Below are 21,174 nucleotides of genomic sequence, written 5' to 3'. Positions count from 1 at the left end.
CTTCGGCACACGGGCGTCAGCGGTCGGTCTTCGCGGGTGCCTTGCCCTGCTGGTCGACGACCGTGCGCTCCATGATGGCGCTGGTCGCGAACAGTGTGTCGGAGGTGATCCCCTTGCCCTCGTCCTTGGTGATGTACGAGCGCGAGCCGAGGAAGGCGAGAGTGCCCTTGTCGAAGATCCATTCGTCACGGGTCGCGGAGGAGGCGTCTTCGCGGGTGACGGCGATGCCGTGGCGGCCGGCGGCGTCGACGGCATCGGGGATCTCCTGCACGCCGGGGATCTTCGCGGCTGCCTTGTACAGCGCTGAGGCGTTCGCCGACGGCATGATCGTTTCGCTCACCAGGTGGCCGATCTCGGAGAAGACGGCCTCCTCCTTCGACTCGCCTTCGTCCACCCGGGTCTGGGCGTAGAGCAGTTCGAGCAGCGCGTCGGGGTCGGTGGGCAGTGAGGCCAGCCACTTGTACGTGGGGTGGTCGATGCCCGCCGGGACGGGATCGGAGGACTCGATGGGGATCAGCTGACCGGGCATCACGGCGCCCTTGCCGGATTCGCGCAGCCACCCGGTATTGGTGATGGGGCCGGGGTCCTGCGACGTCCAGACCTCCCGCTTGTTCAGGGCACCGAGCCGCACGGGACCGTCGAGGGTGCCCTCGTTTGAGCGGCCCAGGCTCTCGACGTACACGAACTGCCCGTCCTCCACCGGCGTCGCGTCGGTGGCCATGGCTGCCACGGCGATCCGGTTGAGAGTGGCGGAGGCGCTGTTGGCGCCGACGGCTCGGGGCGTCGGGGCGGAGGTGTCGTCACTGGTGGAGAGCGTGACGATCAGCGCTCCGGCCAGTGCCATCGACGCGAGGGGCAACAGCACCACTCCACGCGCCAGTCGACGGCGTGGTATCGGGCGCGCCTGAGTGGAAGGGGTGCGGTCGTGGTCGATGTGCTGCATCAGAACGTCCTTGTAGTGGAGGTGTCTGCTCGGCGGGAGGTCCCATTCGGCCTGAGCCGACAGCAACTCCTCGGCCTCACTCCGGGCGGAACCGGGACGCGGCGGATTGTTGTTGTTCATCCGGCTTCCTCCTGCAGAAACTTGGCCGCGAACGCGACCTCACTCTCCTTCTCTCCGCGACGACCCCGCGGTTCCGCCTTCGCGCGGTCCGCGCGGTCGAGTTCACCGCTGATCCGGGCGAGCCGCGCACGGGCGCGCGACAGCCGCGACCGCACGGTGCCGACCGGAATGCCGAGCGCCTCGGCGGCCTGCTGGTAGTCCAGGCCGGCCGACACGCACAGAGCGAAAACCTCCCGGTCCTGGCGGCGCAACCGGCCCAGTGCCTCGTGAACCACCGCGAGACGGCGGGCGTCATCGATCCGGCCGACCGTCTCGTCCGCGAAGTCCTCGACTGGACGGGATTCCGGGCTGCGCGCCAGGAAGGTAAGCCGTCGGCGCAGCCCACGGTTGGCGTTGAGCGCCTTGTGTGTGGCGATGCCGAGCAGCCAGGGCTTGAGCGAACCGCCCTCCGGCTCCACCGTCTCCCGGGTACGCCAGGCGGCGAGGAAGGTCTCGGACATGGCTTCCTCGGCCTCCGACCAGTTGCCTGTCAGGCGCAGGGCGTGGTTGTAGACCGCCCGCGCATGCTCGTCGTACAGGTCGGCGAAGGCCGCACGATCCCCTGCCCGTATGCGCGCACGCACCGGCTCCGATGGTTCTGTTTGCCTCACACTCGTTACTCTCCGCGGCTCCGGCGGCGTTCCTGTGGCCTCCGCCACACCACTGCACGCGCCGACCCCGACCACGCGCTCCCCCTGGAGCCCGACTACGGCTCCGCCCCCGTGCGAGCCGGGGTGCCTCGCTTGCCAACCTCGGAGCCCACGAGGAGGCCGCCGACGACGAGGAACGCGCCGCCCGCCTGTCACCGTGACCCCTCGTGAACCCGCAACCAACAGTTCCTTGATGAAAGCCGTGTGACTCCTGGGGCAGGAGTGGCTGTGGAATCTCAACAGCGACGGCAGGAAGGACCTGACCGTCGCGGCGCTCGGCGAGGACGGCGAAAGCGGCGCGCTCACCACGCTCCTCGGCTCGGACATCACCATCACCGTCACCGGAGCACGCAGCCTGACCCCGACGTCCTACCTGCTGTCGACCGACGGACAGCCGCACCTCGGCAGCAGCCTTCAGGGACACCCGCCAATAACGCCTCAGCCGCTCCCTGAGGCCGGATAAGACCGGATAAGAGCGGTCCCGGCAACGGGACGGCCCGGGCCGGGGATCGCGTCCCCGGCCCGGGCCGATTGCCACCGTGCCCGATCACAGGGGACCTTCAGCATGCGGTAGCTGAGGTCAGCTCTGCTACTTCAGGGCAGCAAGGCCCCTCTGCAAATCGTCGAGGTTCATCACCGGCTCAAATGTGACCTCCGCGCCCATCTCCTGGAAGAACGGATCGGCGATGGAGGGCAACTGCGAGCTGTCCTGCATGTCGAACACGAGAATCATGGAGCGCCCTCCCTCAGGGGTGAAGTAGGCGGCCTCCGGCTTCAGCCGCTCCATCGCTGACTTCAGCGAGTCGGGCATCGCTCCGCCCTTCGTCGCCTGATTCGACATCTGGGTGTCCATGCGGGCCTTCATCATCATCCGCATCGCACGCTCTCCTCGCGCACCGCGACCTGCGCGGTTCCGTCCGCGCTCGCTGGGATCCGGTGCATCCGGCTCAGCTTCACCTCCGTTGATCACCGTTCGCAACATTTCCTACGCCCTACGTGACATCAAAGGAGGGATGACGTTGCTACGCACAGACATCCACGAGGTCGGTGGCAAGCCGCGCCGCAGAGGCGGCGCGCGCCCGCGCCGTGCGCGGGCCTTGAAGCCGTGGCCGGTCGACGGCATCAGCGAACTCGACCTCTCCTACACCCCACCCCTGGGCTCCCCGTGGGATGCGGTCCAGGTCACGGCGCAGGCACATATGCACGAGCACCACCTCGACGTGCAGCGCCGGATGCTGGGCGTCTTCTGACGCTCCTCCTCGCGAACACCACCGCCCTGCCCCCGCCGAGACCATTGACAGTCGACTTTAGCTCAACGAACATTGACTCAATGAATACTGAGTGGTCTGCATCGGTGGTCGCGCGAGCACAACGGCACGCGGCGCTGGGGGAACCCGCGCGCCTGGCGATCATCGACCGGCTGCTGCTGAGCGACGCCTCACCCGGCGAACTCGGCCAGGAGCTGGGCCTGCCCAGCAATCTCCTGGCCCACCACCTCAAGCTGCTCGAACAGGTCGGCCTGATCGAGCGATCCCGCTCCGAAGGAGACCGACGGCGCACCTACCTGCGCCTACGCGTGGAAACTCTGGCCGACACCATGCCGATGCCCCTGCGGACAGCGCCCCGCGTGGTGTTCGTCTGCACCCATAACTCCGCCCGCTCCCACCTCGCCGCCGCCCTCTGGAAGCGTCACAGCACCGTGCCGACCGCCTCGGCGGGAACTCAACCCGCCCCCCGAGTCCACCCCCGTGCCGTCGCGACCGCACGCAAACACGGCCTCTCCCTGGTAGCCGCCCACACCTCCCACATCGACGAGACGCTGCGCCCGGACGACCTGGTGGTCGCCGTCTGCGACAACGCTCACGAGCAGCTCGGCTCCCGGGTCCCCGACCGCCTGCACTGGTCGGTCCCCGATCCCACCCGCACCGGCACCGACGACGCCTTCGCCGACGCCCTGAGTGATCTCGCCGACCGGATCGACCGGCTGGCTCCCGCCGTCCGCCCTCCTGGAGGCAGCGATGACTGAGACCGCGCCCTTCCCGCACCGCAACCTGAGCATCGACCAGCAACTCGCCCTGCGTACCGCAGCCACCCACCTCAGCCGGGAGTTCGACGGCGTCTTCGGCCAGGAGACCATCGAGCGGTTCCTGCACACCGGCTACGACCAATTCGCCGGCCGCAGCACCATCCCCAACTTCCTCCCGCTCATCGCCGAACGGTTCGCCCGCCAGCGCCTGCGCGCCCTGGCCAAGGTCGAGGGCCACTCCATCGACGGCAAGCCCGTCGTGCTCTTCCTCTGCGTCCACAACGCCGGCCGCAGCCAGATGGCCATGGGCTTCTTCCAACACCTCGCCGGTGACAGCGCCGTCGCCTGGTCGGGTGGCTCCGAACCCGGCTTCGAGGTCAACCCGTCGGCCATCGCCGCCATGAGCGAGCGCGGCATCGACATCTCCCGCGAGTTCGCCAAGCCCTGGACCGACGAGATCGTCCGCGCGGCCGACGTCGTCGTCAGCATGGGCTGCGGCGATGCCTGCCCGGTCTTCCCTGGCAAGCGCTACCTCGACTGGACCCTGGACGACCCGGCGGGCAAGACCGTCGACGACGTCCGGCCCATCCGCGACGACATCGAGCGCCGCGTCCGAGGACTTCTCGACGACCTCGGCGTCCCGGCCCAGCGCTGAACGAAGTGGTGAACCAGATCACTGTTCACCACGGTCCGCCTCAGTCCAATCACGGCAGCCGAGACGGAAACTGAGACGGACGGGGCTCACCAGGTTTTCGCGGCGGCCAGCAGGTGCTCGCGGACGAGTGTCACGTGTGGGTTGGTGGAGCTGCCCGGGCGCTGGACGAGGTAGGAGGTGTTGATCGGCGGGTCCTCCGGCTGGTGCAGCAGACGGAGGACGCCGGAGACGAGTTCGGTGCGGCACAGATAGCTGGGCAGGACGCTCCAGCCGGCGCCGACGGTGACGGCGGTGAGGACGCTGCGCAGGTCGGGGACTGTGATGGCGGCCTGGGCGTGCAGGCGGCGGTCGAAGACGTGGCGCCAGTAGCGGCGGGCGATGGGCAGATCCTCGGCGTAGGCGATCAGCGGAAGGCTCTCCAGGGCAGTGGGGAGCTCCTGCCCCTTGAGCCGTTCTGCCCATACCGGTGCGGCGACCAGGACGAACTCCTCGTCGCCGAGGAGTTCGGCGTACAGCGTCCGGCCACGGGGCCGCCGGGTGGCGACGACGAGGTCGTGGCGGCCGGCCCGCAGTTCTTCGAGAAGTGATTCGGTCAGCCCGGTGGCCACCCGCAGCCGGACGCCCTGCGCGACCAGCTGGGCCAGCACCGTAAGGCCGAGAGTGCCCAGGAACTCCGCAGGTCCCGCCAAATGGACCGGCGCCACGGTGCTGCTCGGTTCCTCGCCGGTGAGGCCGGCCAACTGGTCGAGGGGCGCCGACAGCCGGGCGGCGAGTTCGTCCGCATGGGGCAGCGGAGTGACGCCTTGCGCCCGACGTTCGAACAGCTCGCGGCCCAGGCGCCTCTCCAGCGCGCGGATGTGCGTGGTGACGGTGGACTGCGACAGGCTCAGCTGACGCGCCGCGGCGGTGAAGGAGCCCAGGCGGTGCACCGCGAGGAAGGTGCGCAGCAGGTTCAGGTCCAGCGGACCGGACCCATGAATGTCGTGATCGCCCACGGCTTCGAGCCTACGAGGTAGGCATGCCGGCCAGGTGCCGTATGTCCCCGGACCAGGCATTGGTTCTTCGATACCCGGTATCGGGCTCTTCATTGGCGCCGATGCATCAACAGCTTTAGCTTCGAAACCACGGGCCACCCAGGACACGAGGGAAAAGTGAGACAGAAAAAGATTCTTGCGGTCGTGACCAATCAGGCCACCTATGGGGCGAGCAAGCACCAGACCGGACTGTGGCTGGGCGAGCTCGTCCATTTCTACGACAAGGCGGTGAAGGCCGGTCACACGGTGGACGTGGTGAGCCCGGCGGGCGGAGTAGTGCCGCTCGACCCCCGTGGCCTCGGTCGCTTGTTCGTTGACCGGACGGTTCGCGGGTATCTCGACGACCAAGCCTTCATGGACGCCCTGAAAGCCACCCCTTCCGTTGCCGACACAGATCCGGACGACTACTCCACGATCTTCTTCACGGGTGGTCACGGCACCATGTGGGACTTCCCCGACAGCGCCGACCTGCAGCGAACGGCCCAGGCCATCTACGCCGACGGCGGCATCGTCTCCTCGGTATGCCATGGCGCCTGCGCCCTCATCAACCTCCGCGACACCGACGGAAACCCCCTGGTAAGGAACCGCACCGTCACCGGCTTCGCGACAGTCGAGGAACGACTGGCCGGCGTGAAGAGCAGGGTGCCGTTCCTCCTGGAGGACGAACTGCGCGCGAAGGGCGCCAAGTATGTGCGCTCCACTATCCCGATGACGCCGCACGCCGTGCGCGACGGCCGCCTGATCACGGGGCAGAACCCGGTGTCCACCAAGGCCGTCAGCGACCTGATCCTCGCTGCCTTGGCCGGCACCGAATGACGACCCAGCCAACCCCGACTCGAGGAGACTGCACCATGTCGAAGATTCTTTTCGTGATGACCGGCGCCGACCACTGGACGCTGGCGGACGGCAGCAAGCATCCGACCGGCTTCTGGGCCGAGGAGCTCGTTGCCCCGTACGAGGCGTTCACGGCCGCCGGCCACGAGATCGTCGTGGCCACGCCGGGCGGCGTCGTGCCGCCCCTGGACCAGGGCAGTCTGGCGCCGCAGTTCAACGGCGGCGAGGAGGGCGCGAAGAAGATCGCGGATACCATCGCCTCGATCAGCGAGATCCAGCACCCCATCAGGCTGCAGGACGTCGACCTCGACGACTACGCCGCCGTCTTCTACCCCGGTGGCCACGGCCCGATGGAGGACTTGGCCGTCGACGCCACCTCCGGCAAGCTCCTCGTCAACGCGCTCGCCTCGGGTAAGCCGCTCGGCGTGGTCTGCCACGCCCCGGCCGCCCTGCTGGCCGCCACCGAGGCCGACGGCGGCAATGCTTTCGCCGGCTACCGGCTGACCGGCTTCAGCAACGCCGAAGAGATCCAGAGCGGTCTGGCGGCGGGCGCCAAGTGGCTGCTCCAGGACCGCTTGGTCGAGATCGGCGCGGATTACCAGGAGGGCGAGCCGTGGGCCCCGAACGTGGTCGTCGACCGCAACCTGGTCACCGGTCAGAACCCCGCCTCCGCCGGACCCGCCGCAGCCGAAATGCTCAAGAAGCTGGCCTGACCCACGGCTTCGGATGACCATCCCCGGCGCGTCCTGACTGTGCGGCGCAACGCTTCTACCGGAAGATGCAGGCGTCCGGGAGCTCCGCCGGCACCGCCCACCACGCCCACCGGACGATCCGGGTCGCCCTCGGTGAAGCCGTCCGGCGTGGGCACGTCGCCACCAACGCGGCCGAGATCGCCAAGGCTCCCCGCCTCGAAGAGGAGGACATCGAGCCGTACACGATCGACGAGGTGCAGAGCCTCCTCGTCGAGGCGGCCCAACTCCGCAACAGCGCTCGCTGGGTCGTCGCCCTGGCGCTGGGCCTCCGCCAGGGGGAGGCGCTGGGCCTGCATTGGGAAGACGTCGACCTCGACGCCGGATACGCCCGCATCCGCAAGAACCGGCTCCGGCCCAAGTACGCCCACGGCTGCGACGGCGAACCCTGCGGGCGTAAGGCGGGCTACTGCCCGAAGCGACAGCAGACCCGTCGTGAGCACAAGTCAACGAAGTCCCGCGCGGGCCGCCGAACCATCGGCCTGCCCGATCCGCTGATCAAGATTCTCCGCCAGCACCAGAAGACGCAGGAACGGGAAAGGATCGCGGCCGGTGCCGACTGGGAGGGCAAGGGATATGTCTTCGCTTCGCCGGTCGGTGGGCCGCTGAGCCCGAACACCGACTTCCACGTCTGGAAGCGGCTTCTGCGGGACGCGGGTGTCCGAGACGGCCGCCTCCATGACGCTCGCCACACCGCCGCGACCGTCCTCCTGATCCTTGGCGTCCCGGACGTCGTGATCGACTCGATCATGGGCTGGGAGCCTGGGGGGAGCGGCCCGGATGCGCGCCCGGTACATCACATGACGGGGACCATGCTCCGCAAGGTGGCGCAGCAAGCCGGCGACGCTCTTTGGGAGCTCCCGAATACGAACTGAGACGGAAACCGAGACGGACAACGTCGAAGGGCCCCACCGCGAACGGTGGGGCCCTTCGACATCGTGCCCGGTGAGGCACTGGCGGAGGATACGAGATTCGAACTCGTGAGGGGTTGCCCCCAACACGCTTTCCAAGCGTGCGCCCTAGGCCTCTAGGCGAATCCTCCGCCGGAAACATTACAGGACTCCGGGGAGTGGTCGCGAACTCGTTCGTGCCGGTCAGATCCTGTACCCTGTGCGGAGCCCCTCACGCGGCGCTATCTGACTGAACTCCCCCAGGGCCGGAAGGCAGCAAGGGTAGGTTGGCTCTGGCGGGTGCGTGGGGGGCGCTTGCGTTCCGGGGGTGCGTACGGGCCTGGCCACGAGGTTGTTCCGCGGGCGGTCCGGGTTGTCAGTGGGCGCCTATAACCTCGTATGCGTGTCGTCTCTCGCGCTGTACCGCCGTTATCGCCCGGAGTCGTTCGCCGAGGTCATCGGGCAGGAGCATGTAACCGACCCGCTGCAGCAGGCGCTGCGGAACAACCGGGTCAATCACGCGTACCTGTTCAGCGGGCCGCGCGGGTGCGGAAAGACGACCAGTGCGCGGATCCTGGCCCGCTGTCTGAACTGCGAGCAGGGGCCGACGCCCACTCCGTGCGGTGAGTGCCAGTCCTGCCGGGACCTGGCGAGGAACGGGCCGGGGTCCATCGACGTCATCGAGATCGACGCCGCCTCGCACGGCGGTGTGGACGACGCCCGTGACCTGCGGGAGAAGGCCTTCTTCGGGCCGGCCGGCAGCCGGTACAAGATCTACATCATCGACGAGGCGCACATGGTCACCTCGGCGGGCTTCAACGCCCTGCTGAAGGTGGTCGAGGAGCCACCGGAGCACCTCAAGTTCATCTTCGCCACGACCGAGCCCGAGAAAGTCATCGGGACCATCCGGTCGCGGACGCACCATTACCCCTTCCGGCTCGTGCCGCCCGGCACCTTGCGGGAGTACCTGGCCGACGTCTGCGGGCGTGAGGGCATTCCCGTCGAGGACGGGGTGCTCCCGCTGGTCGTGCGGGCCGGTGCCGGTTCCGTACGTGACTCCATGTCCGTCATGGATCAGCTGCTGGCCGCCGCCGGTGCGGACGGCGTGACGTATGCCATGGCGACCTCGCTGCTGGGGTACACGGATGCGTCGTTGCTCGACTCCGTCGTCGAGGCCTTCGCGGCGGGGGACGGGGCCGCTGCCTTCGAGCTGGTGGACCGGGTGATCGAGGGGGGTTACGACCCGCGGCGGTTCGTCGCCGATCTGCTGGAGCGGCTCAGGGACCTGGTGATTCTGGCCGCGGTGCCGGATGCGGCCGAGAAGGGACTCATCGATGCTCCCGCCGATGTCGTCGAGCGGATGCAGGCCCAGGCCGGGGTCTTCGGTGCGGCCGAACTGAGCCGGGCCGCCGACATCGTCAATGACGGGCTTACGGAGATGAGGGGGGCCACCTCGCCCCGGCTTCAGCTCGAGTTGATCTGCGCACGGGTTCTGCTGCCCGCCGCGTACGGCGATGAGCGGTCCGTCATGGCTCGGCTCGACAGGTTGGAGCGGGGGGTCAATTTCACCGGGGCGGCGACGGGGCCCGCCATGGGGTACGTGCCCGGGCCCGAGGTTCATGGAGGTGCGCAGGGCGGCTCCGCGTCGATGCCTGCTGCTCCGCAGGGGGGCGGGCCGGAGGCGGCTCGGGCAGCGGTGCGGGGAGCGGCAGGGGCTCACGGCGCCGGTGCTGGTGGGGCGGCTGGAAGGACACAGGAGGCGGGCTCCGGCCCGGCTCAGACCGCCGCCGCCCAGCCTCCGGCCGCACCCGCGCCGTCCCCTCAGCAGCAGCCCGCTCAAGCGCCTGCGGGCCCTCCCCCTGGCGCTCCCGCCTCCGGGGAAGCGCCCGGCGCCTGGCCCACCGCGACGGCGGCGGGCAGCGGTCGCCGTCCCGGAGGGTGGCCGACGGCGGCGCCCGCGGGCGGGGGGCAGACGCCGGCCGCGTCGTCGTCTCCCACGGCCCCGGCGCCGGCGGGCACGGCCCCGCCATCCGCCCCCGCCGCCCCTGCCACTCCGGCGGCTCCCACGAGCGGCGGGCCCGACCCACGCATGCTGTGGCCGAACATCCTTGACGTGGTGAAGAACCGGCGCCGTTTCACGTGGATCCTGCTCAGTCAGAACGCGCAGGTCGCGGGTTTCGACGGTACGACGCTCCAGCTCGGCTTCGTCAACGCGGGCGCGCGCGACAACTTCTTGAGCAGCGGCAGTGAGGACGTGCTGCGCCAGGCGCTGGCCGACCAGTTCCACGTGCAGTGGAAGATCGAGGCGATCGTCGATGCGTCAGGGGGTTCGGCCGGCCCACCACCATCGACCGGGCCCGGCACCGGCGGGGGCTACGGATCTGGCGGAGGCTACGGCTCCGGAAGCGCCGCCACTCCGCCCGCGTCCAGGCCCTCCGCCCCCCAGCAACCCGCTGCCCCCACGCCCCGGCCAAGCGCCCCCCAGGCTTCGGCCACCCCCGCTCCAGCCTCCGCACCGACATCTCCGACGCCCCCGCGCCCCTCGGCTCCGGAGCCCCCGCCGGTCTCTCCGGAGGACGACATCCCGGAGGACGACGATCCCGACCTCGACGAATCGGCGCTGTCAGGGCATGAACTGATCGTGAAAGAGCTGGGGGCGACGGTGGTGGAGGAGTTCTCGAACGAGTAGTAGCGAACTCACTTCACCCGCGAACCGGCGTTCCTAATTCCGGCTCCCCCGGCCCCGTCACCTCCACAAAGGCCGGCCGCAGCAAGCGGTCGCCCACGCGATACCCGGGCCGGAGGATCTCCGTGCAGGTCAGGCTGTCGGCGCCCGGGGAAACGTGGTGCCTGGCCGCTTCGTGGCGCACGGGGTCGAAGGGGTCCCCCTCCTCCCCGAAGGACACGAGGCCCAGCGAACCGAGTTGGGTCTCCAGTGTCTCGGCGATGTCCTTCAGGCCCGGTGTCAGGGGCTCGTACTTTCGCGTGCGGTCGACGGCGTCCAGCACGGGCAGGAGGGCACGCAGGACGTTGGCCGCCGCGATCTGACGTATGGCCATCCGGTCCCTGCGTACCCGCTTGCGGTAGTTGTCGTACTCGGCCTTCACCCGCTGGAGGTCGGCGGTGCGCTCCTCCAGCAGGCGCTCCAGCTCCTCCTGCTTCCGCGGCTGGGTCCGGTTCATCGTCAGCCTGCCCGTGAGCTGTCGTCCGTCCGCGCGCTGTCGTCGTCGACGATCTCGGCGTCCGCCACCTCGTAGTCTCCGCTCGCCCCGGCCTGTCCGGCCTGCCCGGACTGTTCACCGGCCACGCGCGACTGCTCGTACATCGCGGTGCCGATCTTCTGGGCGGCCGTCGCCGCCTTCTCCATCGACTGCCGGATGGCCGCGGTGTCCTCGCAGTCGAAGACCAGGACTGTCTGGTCGCTCTCCTTGTCCAGTCCGTACGCGAGGGCCGCCGCCGTCGGCTCGTTGATGATCCGCAGGACGTTGAGACCGGCGATCTCACCGGCTTCCTTGGTCGCCTGGCGCTGGGTGTCGTCGAAGTACGCGGGCACGGTGATCACCGCATCCGTCACGTCCTCGCCCAGGTAGGCCTCGGCGTAGCGCTTGAGCTTCTGCAGGACACGCGCGGAGATCTCCTGCGGGGTGTAGCGCTTCCCGTCGATGCTCCCCTTGTCGGGGAAACGCCACGCGTGGTCCCCCACGTGCCGCTTGACGGACCGCACGGTGTGCTCGACGTCCGTCACCGCCTGGCGCTTGGCGATCTCGCCGACCAGCGCCTCGTTGTTCTTGGCGAACGCCACGACCGACGGTGTCGTCCTGGCGCCCTCCGTGTTCCTGATGACGGTGGGCTCGCCGCCCTCGAGGACCGAGACCACCGAGTTCGTCGTGCCGAGATCGATACCGACTGAGCGCGCCATCTCTCCCTCCTCGTACGCTGCGCACATGGCGTACTACATGCCACACAAGATGTGCTAAAACTTGAGCACCCTCGTGTCAAGGTGCCGCCGCTCCGCTGGGAGAGCGGTTCGCAGTTGCGGGTCCGTTGTGGCTGGTCACGCCCACGCGGCGGAGCCGCACATTGATACAGCCCCGCGCCCCAAGGGGTGATACCGCACCGAACTTCGGCAGGTTCAGGGCGAGATCTGCACCTTCCTCGACACCGTCACCTGGTCGATGTCCGAGGTGCGGACCGTGACCTTCATGGTCCAGGTGCCGGGGAGCGGAAGGTTGAGGGAGTTGGTGCCCCAGTAGCCGCCCTGGTCGGTGAGTTCGGCATCGATGGGGCCGATCTTCTCGGCGGCCAGGGTGAAGGTGAGACGGAGTTCGGGCACCGTGGCGACGCCCTCCGGGCCTATGACGATCGCCTGGACCGTGTTCTCGTTGACGCGGCCCGGCTCGAGGACGATCTGGACCTTGCCCTTCCCGCCCGGGGTGCCGACATCGAAGGGGATCAAGGTCATCGAGGTCGTGGGCTGACCGGCCGGAGCGGTCGGCGCGTCCTGGGTCTCGGTGGCGGCCCGGCCCGGCTGGGTGCCGGTCAGAACCGTCGTGAGCAACAGCACCATGACGCCCACGACGACTTCGGCCAGCACGGAACGGCGCAGGGCCTGGTGAGGGGGCGGGGTCTCACCGGGTTCGCCGGGTTCGCCGGGTTCACCGGATTCACCGAGTTCACCGGGTTCACCGGATTCACCGAGTTCACCGGGTTCACCGGGTTCACCGGGCTTGTCGAGCTTGTCGGGATTACCGGTCCCGGCACCAACGCCCCCGCCCGCCGTGCTCGCCCCCACCGTCTCCAACTCCCGTACCCGCACCGGCTCTTCCGCCGCGAGCAGCCCCGCCGTCCAGCGCCGCGAGTACGCCGCCGCCCCCAACAGCAGCACGACCGCACACACCTTGGCGGCCAGGATCCGGCCGTACGACGTACCGGTGAGTGCCTCCCAGGAGCCGAGCCCTCGCCAGGACTGGTAGACACCCGTGACCACCAGGACCGCCACGGACGCGAACGCGAGCCGTGAGAAACGGGCCACCGACGCCGCCGAGGGCGGGGTCTCGGCGCGGTACAGCGTGGTGAGCAGCGCCGCGAGGCCGCCCATCCAGACCGCCATCGCCAGCAGATGCAGTACGGAGGAGACGATCGCCACGGGAACCTGGATCCCCGCGGACGCGTGCTCTGCGGCGGCCCAGGTGACCGCCATCGCCACGGCGAGCACCCCGCCCGAGGCGAGCGCGGCGGGCTTCGGCCGCGCGTCCACCCGCTCCTCCGCCTGTGGCTCCCGCGCCCCCAGTCGTACGAGGAAGATCGCCGCCAACACCACCAGCACCAGCCTCGCCAGCAGCGCCCACCCCGGCCTGCCACTCAGCGTGTCCTTGAGGAGGGAGAAGTCGAGGAGGGTCGCGGGGCCGGTTCCTCGGGCGTACGGGCCGCGCAGGAACAGCAGCGCGACGGTGGACAGGAGCAGGGTCCACCAGGCGAGGCGGAAGAGTTTCCGGAGGGAGGCGACGGAGGGTGGGCGGCAGGCGAGGACGAAGGTGGCCGCGCCGATGAGCAGCGCCCCGGCGGTGTACGCGGCGTACCGGGCCAGGTCGTAGAGCAGACCGGAGGCGGGGTGCACGGCGGGCTCGGCGGAGGCGTTCGCGGTGGTCGCCGAGGGCGCGCCGATGGAGAACGTGAACGCTCCCGAAATGGGATGGCTGTCCGCCGAGACCACCCGCCAGGCCACGGTGAACGTGCCCTCGGGCAGATCGTCCTGGAGCCGTACGCGCACGGTGTCGGAGCCGCCGGCGTGCTCGGCGGCGCCCGCGTTCATGCGCCGGTTGTCGGGGCTGAGGACCCGGATCGAGTCGTCGGAGATACCGACCGACTCGGTGAAGGTCATGGTGACCTGTTTCGGGGCGGTCTTGAGGACGGTGCCCTCGCGGGGGTCGGTGTCGCGCACGGAGGAGTGCGCGGACGCGGTTCCGGCACCGCCCAGCAGGAGCAGGGTGCCCAGCATCAGGACGAAGGCCGCCGCCCGGCGCGGCGCCGCCATCCGCGGTATTCGGCCCACGTTGCCTCTTCCTCTCCCTTTCCCCCTGCGTACTTTCCCCCTGCGTATCAAGCCCCGGATGGGGATACGAATGCACGCAGCACCTTGCTCAACACCCCGCCCGCGCGCCCCCGCCCGTCCTCACCACGTCGGTCGCGCCGACACCCCGCCGTCCACGACCAGGTCGTGCCCCGTGATCCACGAGGCCATCGGGGAGGCGAGGAACACACAGGCGTCACCGACGTCCTCCGGGCGGCCCAACCGGCCGGCGGGGACGGCCTGTTGCCAGCGCCGTACGCCGTCCGGCCAGGCCTCCGCAAGGCCTGCACGGTCGATCAGCCCTGGTGAGACGGTGTTGACGCGGATCCCATACGGACCGTATTCCAGGGCCGCCGACCGTGCGTGCATGACGACGGCCGCCTTGGACGCGGAGTAGTGGGCGTGCAGCGGAGCGGGGTGCGTGGCCTCGATCGACGCGATGTGGATGATGCTCCCGCGGCTGCCGTCCCTGCCGTCGCCCTCTCGCATCACCTCCACCGCGGCCTGCGTACAAGCGAACGCACTCGACAGGTTCGCGTCGACCACCGCCCGCCAGTCGGCCAGGGTCATGCCGGGCAGTTCCTGAACCGGCTGTACGCCCGCGTTGCCGACCAGTGCCGTCAGGGTGCCGCCGCCCCAGTCCGCCGCCTCGCGCACCAGGCGCCGGCACTCGGCCTCGACGGTGAGCTCGGCGTGCAGGGCGACCGCGCTGCCGCCCGCGTCCTCGATGAGCCCGACGACCTCGCGGGCCCCCACCGCGTCCGTACGGTGGTGAACGGCCACCGCCGCCCCCGCCTCGGCAAACCGCAACGCGATCCCCCGCCCGATGCCGCCCGAGGCTCCGGTCACCAGCGCGACCTGCCCGTCGAGCAGCCCGCTCACGGCCGGCTCAGCGCGGCGATCCGCAACGCCTCCGCCGGATACCGCGCGGTCAGCTCGGCCGCGTCCCCGTGCTCGTACCCGCCATAGGTGAACCCGGGCGCCATCGTGCATCCGAAGAACGACCAGGCGCCGCCCGCCACGACCCGCGCACCCATCCAGGTCCCCGCGGGCACGGTGAACTGGACGTACTGCCCACCGAGCACATCGGCACCGAGGACGACGGTGCGGGACGTACCGTCCGGGTCGAGCAGCAGCATCTCCAGGGGATCACCGAGATAGAAGTGCCACACCTCGTCGGTGGGGAGCCGGTGCAGCGCCGAGAAATCCCCTGGTTCCGAGGTCAGCAGCACAACGATCGAGGTTCCCTCAGGCCGCCCGTCCCCCCGCTCGGGCCCGGCCCAGAGCTGCCGAAACCGCCCGCCCTCCTTGGGGATCGGCTCCAGCTGGAAGTGAGCGACAAGATCTTCGGGAGTGATGTCACCGGCCATCCCCTGACCATGCCCCACGGGGCCCCGCCGACGCACCCCCGAGTCGCCCGCGTCCCTTACGTGGCACTCGGACCCGGCGACGAGGCGCTCACTCGCCGCGTACGTCCGCAAGGAGCTGTCGGTGCCGAAGCAGCGGATGCACGCCTCGGGTTACTGGCGGGAGGGGTGCGCGTGGTGTTCAGCGAGTGTGGAGGGCTGAGCGCCGGGCGGGCGCGAGGAGGCCTGCGGGGCGATCCTCGAAGTATGGACGTGACCCTTCATCTCGCTCAGCAGCCCGAAGCCGACGAACTCCTCGGGCGCAGTCCGCTGGCCGCGCTGGTCGGGATGCTGCTGGACCAGCAGATCCCGATGGAGTGGGCGTTCGCGGGCCCGTATGCCATCGCCCAGCGGATGGGCGCGGACGATCTCGACGCACACGAGATCGCGGCATACGACCCCGAGGCCTTCGCCGCACTCCTTGCCACCAAGCCGGCCGTGCACCGCTATCCGGGCTCGATGGCCAAGCGGATCCAGCAGTTGTGCCAGTACCTGGTGGAGCACTACGACGGTGACGCGGCCGCGCTCTGGAAGGACGCGGCCAGCGGCACGGAACTCCTCAGCCGCCTCAACGCCCTCCCCGGCTACGGCACCCAGAAGTCCCGGATCTTCCTGGCCCTCCTGGGCAAACAACTAGGCGTACGCCCCCAGGGCTGGCGCGAGGCAGCAGGCACGTACGGCGACCCGGATTCGTTCCGGTCGGTCGCCGACATCACAGGCCCCGAGTCCTTGGCGAAGGTACGGGCACACAAGCAGGAGCTGAAGGCGGCGGCGAAAGCGGCGAAGGGCTCGGGCAAGTCCGCGGACACGTAGGGGAACCACCGGTGGCGGAACGCCTAGCGTTTCCGTATGACCACCTCCTTCGGGCCTGTCATCGACACCCGTCCCTTGTTCGTGCGTGAGCGCCGGGCCCTGCTCGACCTGCTCGGCTCGCTGGAGGCCGGGGACTGGGGGCGGCCGACGGTCTGCCCGGGGTGGGACGTGCACGATGTGGTCGGCCATGTCCTCAACGACTACATGCGCCGCCTCTCGGGCATCCGGGACGGGTGGAGCGGTGCCGTGTTCGCCGACGACGAGACGCTGCCCGCGTACCTGGCACGCGTGAACGGTGTCTTCGTCGAGGTGACCCGCCAGTGCAGCCCGCGCCTGATGGTCGAGTTGCTGACGTACCTCGGCCCGCAGCTCGACGAAGTATGGGCCGGCGCCCGACTCGACGCTCCCGCCGCCGTCGACGTGTCATGGGCCTCAGCGGACGAACCCAGTCCCACCTGGCTGGACATCGCCCGCGAGTACACCGAATTCTGGGTGCACCAGCAGCAGATCCGCGACGCCGTCGACCGCCCCGGTGCCGACGAGCCGCAGCTGCTCGGCCCGGTGATCGGCACGTTCCTGCGCGCCCTGCCGCACACGCTTCGTACCGTGGACCGGCCGCGGGGAACGACCGTACGTTTCGACGTCACCGGCCCCGCGGGCGGCACCTGGTGGGCGACGCGGGGCGCCGACCGCTGGCTTCCCGGCGCGCCCGGCACGCCCGACGGGGAGGCCGCGGCGCGGGTGACCACGGACCAGGGCACCCTGTGGCGGCTGGCCGCCCGGGGCATCCTCCCCGAAGAGGCCCGCCGACGTTCCGTACTGGCGGGAGACGAGCCCCTGGCCACGGCCGCGACCACGCTCCTCGCGGTGGTGGCGTGACAATCGGCCGGTGATGTCCGCCTCGTGCGGCACGCGACGTGTTTCCTTTTTGTTCAGGCCCCGCTCAGTAGGAACACACCAAGCCCACCGTGCGGAATCACCCTTTCCTGCGGCTTTGCGACGTGATTTCCAAGGCCCACTACGGCGCCTTGGCTGCGCCCGGAAGGTCATGACCGGTAGGCTTTCCGTGTGATCTTCAAGCGCATCGGAAACGGCCGGCCGTACCCCGACCACGGCCGGGAAAGCACCCGGCAGTGGGCGGATGTCGCGCCGCGCCCGGTCCGCCTCGATCAGCTGGTGACGACCAAGGGCCAGCTCGACCTGGAAACGCTGCTCGCCGAGGACTCGACGTTCTACGGCGACCTCTTCGCGCATGTCGTGAAGTGGCAGGGCGATCTGTACCTGGAGGACGGCCTGCACAGAGCCGTCCGCGCCGCGCTCCAGCAGCGCCAGGTGCTGCACGCGAGGGTCCTCGAGCTCGACTGAGCGACGGGGTTCGGCCGAGCGAGCCGACCCCCGCGTTGGGCCTTCCGGGTTGGACTGAGCCTGGCATTGATCATTTAGTAGGCATTGCCGCTCAGGCACACTACGCTGCGCCCATGAGCATGCTGACTCCCCCTGGCATGGGCGGCCAGTACAAGATCACGGGGGACAAGTACCCGCGGATGCGCCGCAACCGAGGGCGCCGCAGGCTCGCGTTCGCGGTCATCGCCGCCGTCGCCGCACTCGGTCTGCTCGGCTGGGGAACGCTGCAGCTCATCGACGTGTTCACGGGCGGCGACAAGGCCGACGCGGTGGGCGCGGCAGCGGACTGCACGCCCTCGCCGTCACCGTCCCCCTCGCAGCAGCCGGTCAAGGCCCTCCCCAAGCCCGGTCAGATCACCGTGAACGTCCTCAACGCCACGCCCCGCAGCGGCCTCGCCAAGAGCACCGCGGACGAACTCAAGAAGCGCGGCTTCAAGATCGGCGAGGTCGGCAACGCGACGAAGGAGTACGACAAGAAGGTCAAGGGCTCCGGGATACTGCTCGGCTCCGCGGCGGCCACCGACAGCGCGCTCCAAGTACTCCGCACCCAGTTGGCCGACGCCCAGTTGAAGACCGACACCCGTACGAAGCCCGCCGAGGTCGACCTCGTCATCGGCACCGGCTTCAAGGCACTGGCGACGAAGGCGGACGCCGACAAGGCCATGACCACGCTGGCCAAGCCGAAGCCGACGCCGTCACCGACGAAGCAGGGCTGTTAGCCGACCAGCCGGTCAGACAGGCCATCAGGACCCGGCGCGGTTGGGTTACTCGGCAACCCCGTACATCCGGTCCCCCGCGTCTCCGAGGCCCGGCACGATGTAGCCGTGCTCGTTGAGCCGCTCGTCGACGGACGCCGTCACGACGGTCACCGGCGTGCCGGCCAGCTCGCGTTCCATGACCTCGACGCCCTCCGGGGCCGCCAGGAGCACCACGGCGGTCACGTCGTCGGCGCCGCGCTTGATCAGTTCCTGGATGGCCGCGACGAGGGTGCCGCCGGTGGCGAGCATGGGGTCGAGTACGTACACCTGGCGGCCGGAGAGGTCTTCCGGCATGCGGTTCGCGTACGTGGACGCCTGGAGCGTCTCCTCGTTGCGGATCATGCCCAGGAAGCCCACCTCGGCGGTCGGCAGCAGGCGCACCATGCCGTCCAGCATGCCGAGGCCGGCCCGCAGGATCGGTACGACCAGGGGGCGCGGGTGGGACAACTTGACGCCGGTGGTACCGGCCACCGGGGTCACGATGTCGACCTGCTCGGTACGCACGTCACGGGTGGCCTCGTAGGCGAGCAGGGTGACCAGTTCGTCGGCCAGCCGCCGGAAGGTCGGGGAGTCGGTGCGCTGGTCGCGCAGCGTGGTGAGCTTATGGGCGACCAGAGGGTGGTCGACGACGTGAAGACGCATGCGGCCAGGGTATCCGGGCCCCACCTCCACGCCCCCGCAAACCCGAACCGGCATCAAACCGCCCATCCGAGGGAAGGTGGCAGGGACGGACTGGGGTGGTGACCTATGCGGAACGGGGAACAGAACCAGGGAAACTCCGGTCGGGGAGCCGTGGGCGAGCCCGCGAACCGATCCTCGACACGGGAGCCCACCGACCGGCGTACGCCGCGGGAGACCTCCGGTCGGGCCACACCACGCGAGCCCTCGCGCGCCCCCGCGCCGCAGAGGGTCCCCGGCCAGGGCACAAGTGTGGGCACCGTTGGCGCCACCGGAGGCGCCGGAAGCGCGGGCGGAGGCGTCGGCGGCGTGGCCGAAAGTGACGCCGAGCGGCGTAGGCGGCGGGCTCAGTTTTTGTGGGACCTTGCCGAGGCGCGGGAGTTGCGGGATCGCGTGCAGCCGCGGCGGGCCAAGACCGCGCGGTTGCGGCACGCCATGCGGATGCGCACGTTCCGCTGGTAGGCGGTGGGCCGGGCCAGAAACGTACAGGCCTGTACACAGCACATCGGAGCGCCACTGGTGGGGCGTACGGGTCGGCACCGGACAGCCGTTGCGTCACGGAGCTCTCCTCGGCGTACGATCCCGCTGACGGCGGGCGCCGAGCGCCCAGGTGAGGGGCCACGCGTACGGCCGTGAAGACGCGACCGGGACACAGCGAGCCGAAGACCTCTCCTGAACGCTCTGTTTCTGCCACGATTCCGAGTGGGCGGGGCTCGGCGCAGCACTCCTCGTCCGCAACCTCCGCCGGGGGGATCCCCAACCGGCACGCCTATGACCAGTGGGAGAGTCACGGTGTACTTCGCCGCACTGCTCGCGCGCACCGAAGACGGGTGGGAAGCGAGCGACACAGAGCTCGACGATGTGGAGACCCTGGCCGACCTGGCCGACCTGGCCCGTGAAGCCTCGCCCGAAGACGACACGGTCCTCGTACTCATCGAGCAGGAGGACGCGTGGTTCGGCGTCGTCCGCGTGGACGGCGAGGAGGACCCTCGTATCTACGTCTCGGACGCCGCCGCCGCAGCCCGCAGCTCGTACGGCGAGATCCTGCTCACGAACGAACTACTCGGAAGGGAGCCGGGCGACGACGACGTTCCGGACCTGGACTCCCTCGACCTCGACGGCACGGAGGACGGTGAACCCGAGAACGATTCCGACGACGAAGACGACGCCGGCGGCACCGCTTCGGGCGAGGCCGTGCCGTCCGGACCCATCGGAGACCGCGAGGTCCTGGCCGACCTCGGCGTGAATGAGAAGGAACTGCTCGCCCTGGACAGCAATGACGCACTGAACGAGATCGCCGAAGTCCTGGGCGCGGCCGAGGTCCTGGAGACCGTCCGCTGACCGCTCAGGAGGCGCACGACCCCGTACTCGACCGCTGGCGGGCCGCGATGCGGCTCGCCCTGGACGAGGCACGACTGGCCGTCCGGGGCGGGGACGTCCCCGTCGGCGCCGTCGTCCTGTCCGCGGACGGGACGACGGTACTCGCCGCCGGGCACAACGAACGCGAAGCCACCGGCGATCCCACGGCGCACGCCGAGGTCCTCGCCATCCGCCGCGCCGCCGCCGAGCTGGGGCAGTGGCGGCTGACGGACTGCACGCTCGTCGTGACCCTCGAACCCTGCACGATGTGCGCGGGCGCGATCGTGCAGTCCCGCGTGGACCGCCTCGTCTACGGCGCCCGCGACGCGAAGGCCGGCGCGACCGGTTCCCTCTGGGACGTCGTACGCGACCGGCGCCTCAACCACCGCCCCGAAGTGATCGGCGGCGTACTCGGCGAGGAGTGCGCCCGCCTGCTCACCGACTTCTTCCGCGACCGCTGACCCGGCCCGCTCCCGAACCGGCCTCGAAACGGATTTCAGCGCACACCCCAACGTGGGCTAGGATCTCTCCCGGTAGCGTGTCCGAGCGGCCGAAGGAGCTCGCCTCGAAAGCGAGTGTGGCGCAAGTCACCGAGGGTTCAAATCCCTCCGCTACCGCTTCGGAAGGGCCCCGTCTGGAGATGGGGCCCTTCGTGCGTGCCCCGACCGTGGAGATTGACCGGGTGTCGTGCACACGAACGATGTTGGGGCAAGTGGCCGAGATACACTCGCCGCCGGCAGCAGGGG

General features: G+C 69.8%; 21 protein-coding genes, 2 tRNA genes, 1 other RNA gene and 2 pseudogenes. 15 read left to right on the top strand and 11 right to left on the bottom strand.

Translation table 11 applies throughout. The features are described 5' to 3' along the window. Positions 1–16: 16 nt before the first annotated feature. From ACFYO0_RS15535 to ACFYO0_RS15525, 3 genes are all read right to left on the bottom strand, one after another. A complete protein-coding gene (locus ACFYO0_RS15535; protein ID WP_388675238.1) occupies positions 17–1,063 on the bottom strand; it encodes a CU044_5270 family protein in 1,047 nt (348 codons plus the stop codon). Continuing rightward, positions 1,060–1,686, bottom strand: a complete 627-nt coding sequence (locus ACFYO0_RS15530; RefSeq protein WP_388675235.1) for an RNA polymerase sigma factor — start codon at positions 1,684–1,686, stop codon at positions 1,060–1,062. The genes ACFYO0_RS15535 and ACFYO0_RS15530 overlap by 4 nt, the downstream gene beginning before the upstream one ends. A 655-nt stretch (positions 1,687–2,341) precedes the next feature. Further along, positions 2,342–2,629, bottom strand: coding sequence for a DUF3303 family protein (locus ACFYO0_RS15525; RefSeq protein ID WP_388675232.1), 288 nt, complete (start codon positions 2,627–2,629; stop codon positions 2,342–2,344). A 136-nt stretch (positions 2,630–2,765) separates the two neighbouring features. Here ACFYO0_RS15525 and ACFYO0_RS15520 point away from each other — a divergent pair, with 136 nt between their 5' ends. The 3 genes from ACFYO0_RS15520 (at position 2,766) to ACFYO0_RS15510 (ending at position 4,433) form a co-directional block, all read left to right on the top strand. After that, positions 2,766–3,002, top strand: a complete 237-nt coding sequence (locus ACFYO0_RS15520) for a hypothetical protein (protein WP_388675229.1) — start codon at positions 2,766–2,768, stop codon at positions 3,000–3,002. Positions 3,003–3,082: 80 nt separating this feature from the next. Beyond that, the gene (locus ACFYO0_RS15515) at positions 3,083–3,778 is read left to right on the top strand and encodes a MarR family transcriptional regulator (RefSeq protein ID WP_388675227.1); all 696 of its coding nucleotides are present in this window, start codon (positions 3,083–3,085) and stop codon (positions 3,776–3,778) included. Continuing rightward, positions 3,771–4,433, top strand: coding sequence for an arsenate reductase ArsC (locus ACFYO0_RS15510; protein ID WP_388675224.1), 663 nt, complete (start codon positions 3,771–3,773; stop codon positions 4,431–4,433). Before ACFYO0_RS15515 ends, ACFYO0_RS15510 begins: the two co-directional genes overlap by 8 nt. Positions 4,434–4,519: 86 nt before the next feature. Here the strand turns inward: ACFYO0_RS15510 and ACFYO0_RS15505 are convergent, their stop codons facing one another. Then, entirely contained in the window at positions 4,520–5,428 is a 909-nt protein-coding gene (locus ACFYO0_RS15505; protein WP_388675222.1) for a LysR family transcriptional regulator, read from the bottom strand. A gap of 183 nt (positions 5,429–5,611) precedes the next feature. Here ACFYO0_RS15505 and ACFYO0_RS15500 point away from each other — a divergent pair, with 183 nt between their 5' ends. The 3 genes and pseudogenes from ACFYO0_RS15500 to ACFYO0_RS15490 all read left to right on the top strand — a co-directional run. Continuing rightward, positions 5,612–6,283: a type 1 glutamine amidotransferase domain-containing protein gene (locus ACFYO0_RS15500; RefSeq protein WP_388675220.1), complete on the top strand. Its 672-nt coding sequence runs from the start codon at positions 5,612–5,614 to the stop codon at positions 6,281–6,283. A gap of 35 nt (positions 6,284–6,318) precedes the next feature. After that, the gene (locus tag ACFYO0_RS15495; protein WP_388675217.1) at positions 6,319–7,014 is read left to right on the top strand and encodes a type 1 glutamine amidotransferase domain-containing protein; all 696 of its coding nucleotides are present in this window, start codon (positions 6,319–6,321) and stop codon (positions 7,012–7,014) included. Positions 7,015–7,061: 47 nt separating this feature from the next. After that, positions 7,062–7,925, top strand: a pseudogene (locus tag ACFYO0_RS15490) (tyrosine-type recombinase/integrase); the annotation flags it as partial. A 79-nt stretch (positions 7,926–8,004) separates the two neighbouring features. Here ACFYO0_RS15490 and ACFYO0_RS15485 read toward each other — a convergent pair. Further along, positions 8,005–8,092 (bottom strand) — tRNA-Ser (locus ACFYO0_RS15485). A 71-nt stretch (positions 8,093–8,163) separates the two neighbouring features. On the opposite strand from ACFYO0_RS15485, the gene ffs reads away from it, so the two are divergent. Beyond that, an RNA gene (gene ffs / locus ACFYO0_RS15480) (signal recognition particle sRNA small type) lies at positions 8,164–8,262 on the top strand. A gap of 81 nt (positions 8,263–8,343) precedes the next feature. Continuing rightward, a complete protein-coding gene (locus ACFYO0_RS15475; RefSeq protein ID WP_388675214.1) occupies positions 8,344–10,629 on the top strand; it encodes a DNA polymerase III subunit gamma and tau in 2,286 nt (761 codons plus the stop codon). Between the two features lie 13 nt (positions 10,630–10,642). Here ACFYO0_RS15475 and grpE read toward each other — a convergent pair whose 3' ends face one another. The 5 genes and pseudogenes from grpE to ACFYO0_RS15450 form a co-directional block, all read right to left on the bottom strand. Further along, a complete protein-coding gene (grpE, locus tag ACFYO0_RS15470; protein ID WP_388675211.1) occupies positions 10,643–11,122 on the bottom strand; it encodes a nucleotide exchange factor GrpE in 480 nt (159 codons plus the stop codon). Between the two features lie 215 nt (positions 11,123–11,337). Next, a pseudogene (locus ACFYO0_RS15465) lies at positions 11,338–11,859 on the bottom strand (Hsp70 family protein); the annotation flags it as partial. Positions 11,860–12,072: 213 nt separating this feature from the next. Then, positions 12,073–13,974 carry a copper resistance CopC/CopD family protein gene (locus tag ACFYO0_RS15460; protein WP_388675483.1) on the bottom strand — a complete coding sequence of 634 codons (1,902 nt, stop codon included), beginning with the start codon at positions 13,972–13,974 and terminating at the stop codon, positions 12,073–12,075. Between the two features lie 138 nt (positions 13,975–14,112). Continuing rightward, positions 14,113–14,892, bottom strand: coding sequence for an SDR family NAD(P)-dependent oxidoreductase (locus tag ACFYO0_RS15455; protein WP_388675208.1), 780 nt, complete (start codon positions 14,890–14,892; stop codon positions 14,113–14,115). Then, positions 14,889–15,380, bottom strand: coding sequence for a cupin domain-containing protein (locus tag ACFYO0_RS15450; protein ID WP_388675205.1), 492 nt, complete (start codon positions 15,378–15,380; stop codon positions 14,889–14,891). The genes ACFYO0_RS15455 and ACFYO0_RS15450 overlap by 4 nt, the downstream gene beginning before the upstream one ends. A 243-nt stretch (positions 15,381–15,623) precedes the next feature. On the opposite strand from ACFYO0_RS15450, the gene ACFYO0_RS15445 reads away from it, so the two are divergent. From ACFYO0_RS15445 to ACFYO0_RS15430, 4 genes are all read left to right on the top strand, one after another. Further along, positions 15,624–16,229, top strand: a complete 606-nt coding sequence (locus tag ACFYO0_RS15445) for an HhH-GPD-type base excision DNA repair protein (protein WP_388675202.1) — start codon at positions 15,624–15,626, stop codon at positions 16,227–16,229. 36 nt (positions 16,230–16,265) lie between these two features. Beyond that, positions 16,266–17,108 (top strand): maleylpyruvate isomerase family mycothiol-dependent enzyme, encoded by an 843-nt coding sequence (locus ACFYO0_RS15440; RefSeq protein WP_388675199.1) that lies wholly within the window; start codon positions 16,266–16,268, stop codon positions 17,106–17,108. A gap of 189 nt (positions 17,109–17,297) precedes the next feature. Further along, a complete protein-coding gene (locus ACFYO0_RS15435; RefSeq protein ID WP_003999914.1) occupies positions 17,298–17,594 on the top strand; it encodes a type II toxin-antitoxin system VapB family antitoxin in 297 nt (98 codons plus the stop codon). A gap of 113 nt (positions 17,595–17,707) precedes the next feature. Continuing rightward, positions 17,708–18,352, top strand: a complete 645-nt coding sequence (locus tag ACFYO0_RS15430; RefSeq protein ID WP_388675197.1) for a LytR C-terminal domain-containing protein — start codon at positions 17,708–17,710, stop codon at positions 18,350–18,352. Positions 18,353–18,397: 45 nt separating this feature from the next. On the opposite strand, the gene upp is transcribed toward ACFYO0_RS15430, so the two are convergent. Continuing rightward, entirely contained in the window at positions 18,398–19,033 is a 636-nt protein-coding gene (upp, locus tag ACFYO0_RS15425; protein ID WP_386340372.1) for a uracil phosphoribosyltransferase, read from the bottom strand. Between the two features lie 828 nt (positions 19,034–19,861). Here upp and ACFYO0_RS15420 point away from each other — a divergent pair. The 3 genes from ACFYO0_RS15420 (at position 19,862) to ACFYO0_RS15410 (ending at position 21,045) form a co-directional block, all read left to right on the top strand. Next, entirely contained in the window at positions 19,862–20,410 is a 549-nt protein-coding gene (locus ACFYO0_RS15420) for a hypothetical protein (protein ID WP_388675480.1), read from the top strand. Positions 20,411–20,457: 47 nt separating this feature from the next. Next, positions 20,458–20,889 (top strand): tRNA adenosine(34) deaminase TadA, encoded by a 432-nt coding sequence (gene tadA, locus ACFYO0_RS15415; protein WP_388675194.1) that lies wholly within the window; start codon positions 20,458–20,460, stop codon positions 20,887–20,889. Between the two features lie 71 nt (positions 20,890–20,960). Next, a tRNA-Ser gene (locus ACFYO0_RS15410) sits at positions 20,961–21,045 on the top strand. The last annotated feature ends 129 nt before the right edge of the window (positions 21,046–21,174 follow it).

It is taken from the genome of Streptomyces sp. NPDC006365 (genome assembly GCF_042870755.1).
Lineage (GTDB): Bacteria > Actinomycetota > Actinomycetes > Streptomycetales > Streptomycetaceae > Streptomyces > Streptomyces xiangluensis.
The sequence above is the reverse complement of the archived record's forward strand: the minus strand, read 5'-3'. Positions and strand labels throughout refer to the sequence as shown.

Coding starts and splice junctions, on each gene's coding strand:
- ACFYO0_RS15445 (WP_388675202.1), top strand. CDS start 15,624: ATGGACGTGACCCTTCATCTCGCTCAGCAGCCCGAAGCCGACGAACTC.
- ACFYO0_RS15495 (WP_388675217.1), top strand. CDS start 6,319: ATGTCGAAGATTCTTTTCGTGATGACCGGCGCCGACCACTGGACGCTG.
- ACFYO0_RS15520 (WP_388675229.1), top strand. CDS start 2,766: ATGACGTTGCTACGCACAGACATCCACGAGGTCGGTGGCAAGCCGCGC.
- tadA (WP_388675194.1), top strand. CDS start 20,458: ATGCGGCTCGCCCTGGACGAGGCACGACTGGCCGTCCGGGGCGGGGAC.
- ACFYO0_RS15525 (WP_388675232.1), bottom strand. CDS start 2,629: ATGCGGATGATGATGAAGGCCCGCATGGACACCCAGATGTCGAATCAG.
- ACFYO0_RS15515 (WP_388675227.1), top strand. CDS start 3,083: ATGAATACTGAGTGGTCTGCATCGGTGGTCGCGCGAGCACAACGGCAC.
- upp (WP_386340372.1), bottom strand. CDS start 19,033: ATGCGTCTTCACGTCGTCGACCACCCTCTGGTCGCCCATAAGCTCACC.
- ACFYO0_RS15450 (WP_388675205.1), bottom strand. CDS start 15,380: ATGGCCGGTGACATCACTCCCGAAGATCTTGTCGCTCACTTCCAGCTG.
- ACFYO0_RS15440 (WP_388675199.1), top strand. CDS start 16,266: ATGACCACCTCCTTCGGGCCTGTCATCGACACCCGTCCCTTGTTCGTG.
- ACFYO0_RS15430 (WP_388675197.1), top strand. CDS start 17,708: ATGAGCATGCTGACTCCCCCTGGCATGGGCGGCCAGTACAAGATCACG.
- grpE (WP_388675211.1), bottom strand. CDS start 11,122: ATGAACCGGACCCAGCCGCGGAAGCAGGAGGAGCTGGAGCGCCTGCTG.
- ACFYO0_RS15510 (WP_388675224.1), top strand. CDS start 3,771: ATGACTGAGACCGCGCCCTTCCCGCACCGCAACCTGAGCATCGACCAG.
- ACFYO0_RS15460 (WP_388675483.1), bottom strand. CDS start 13,974: ATGGCGGCGCCGCGCCGGGCGGCGGCCTTCGTCCTGATGCTGGGCACC.
- ACFYO0_RS15535 (WP_388675238.1), bottom strand. CDS start 1,063: ATGAACAACAACAATCCGCCGCGTCCCGGTTCCGCCCGGAGTGAGGCC.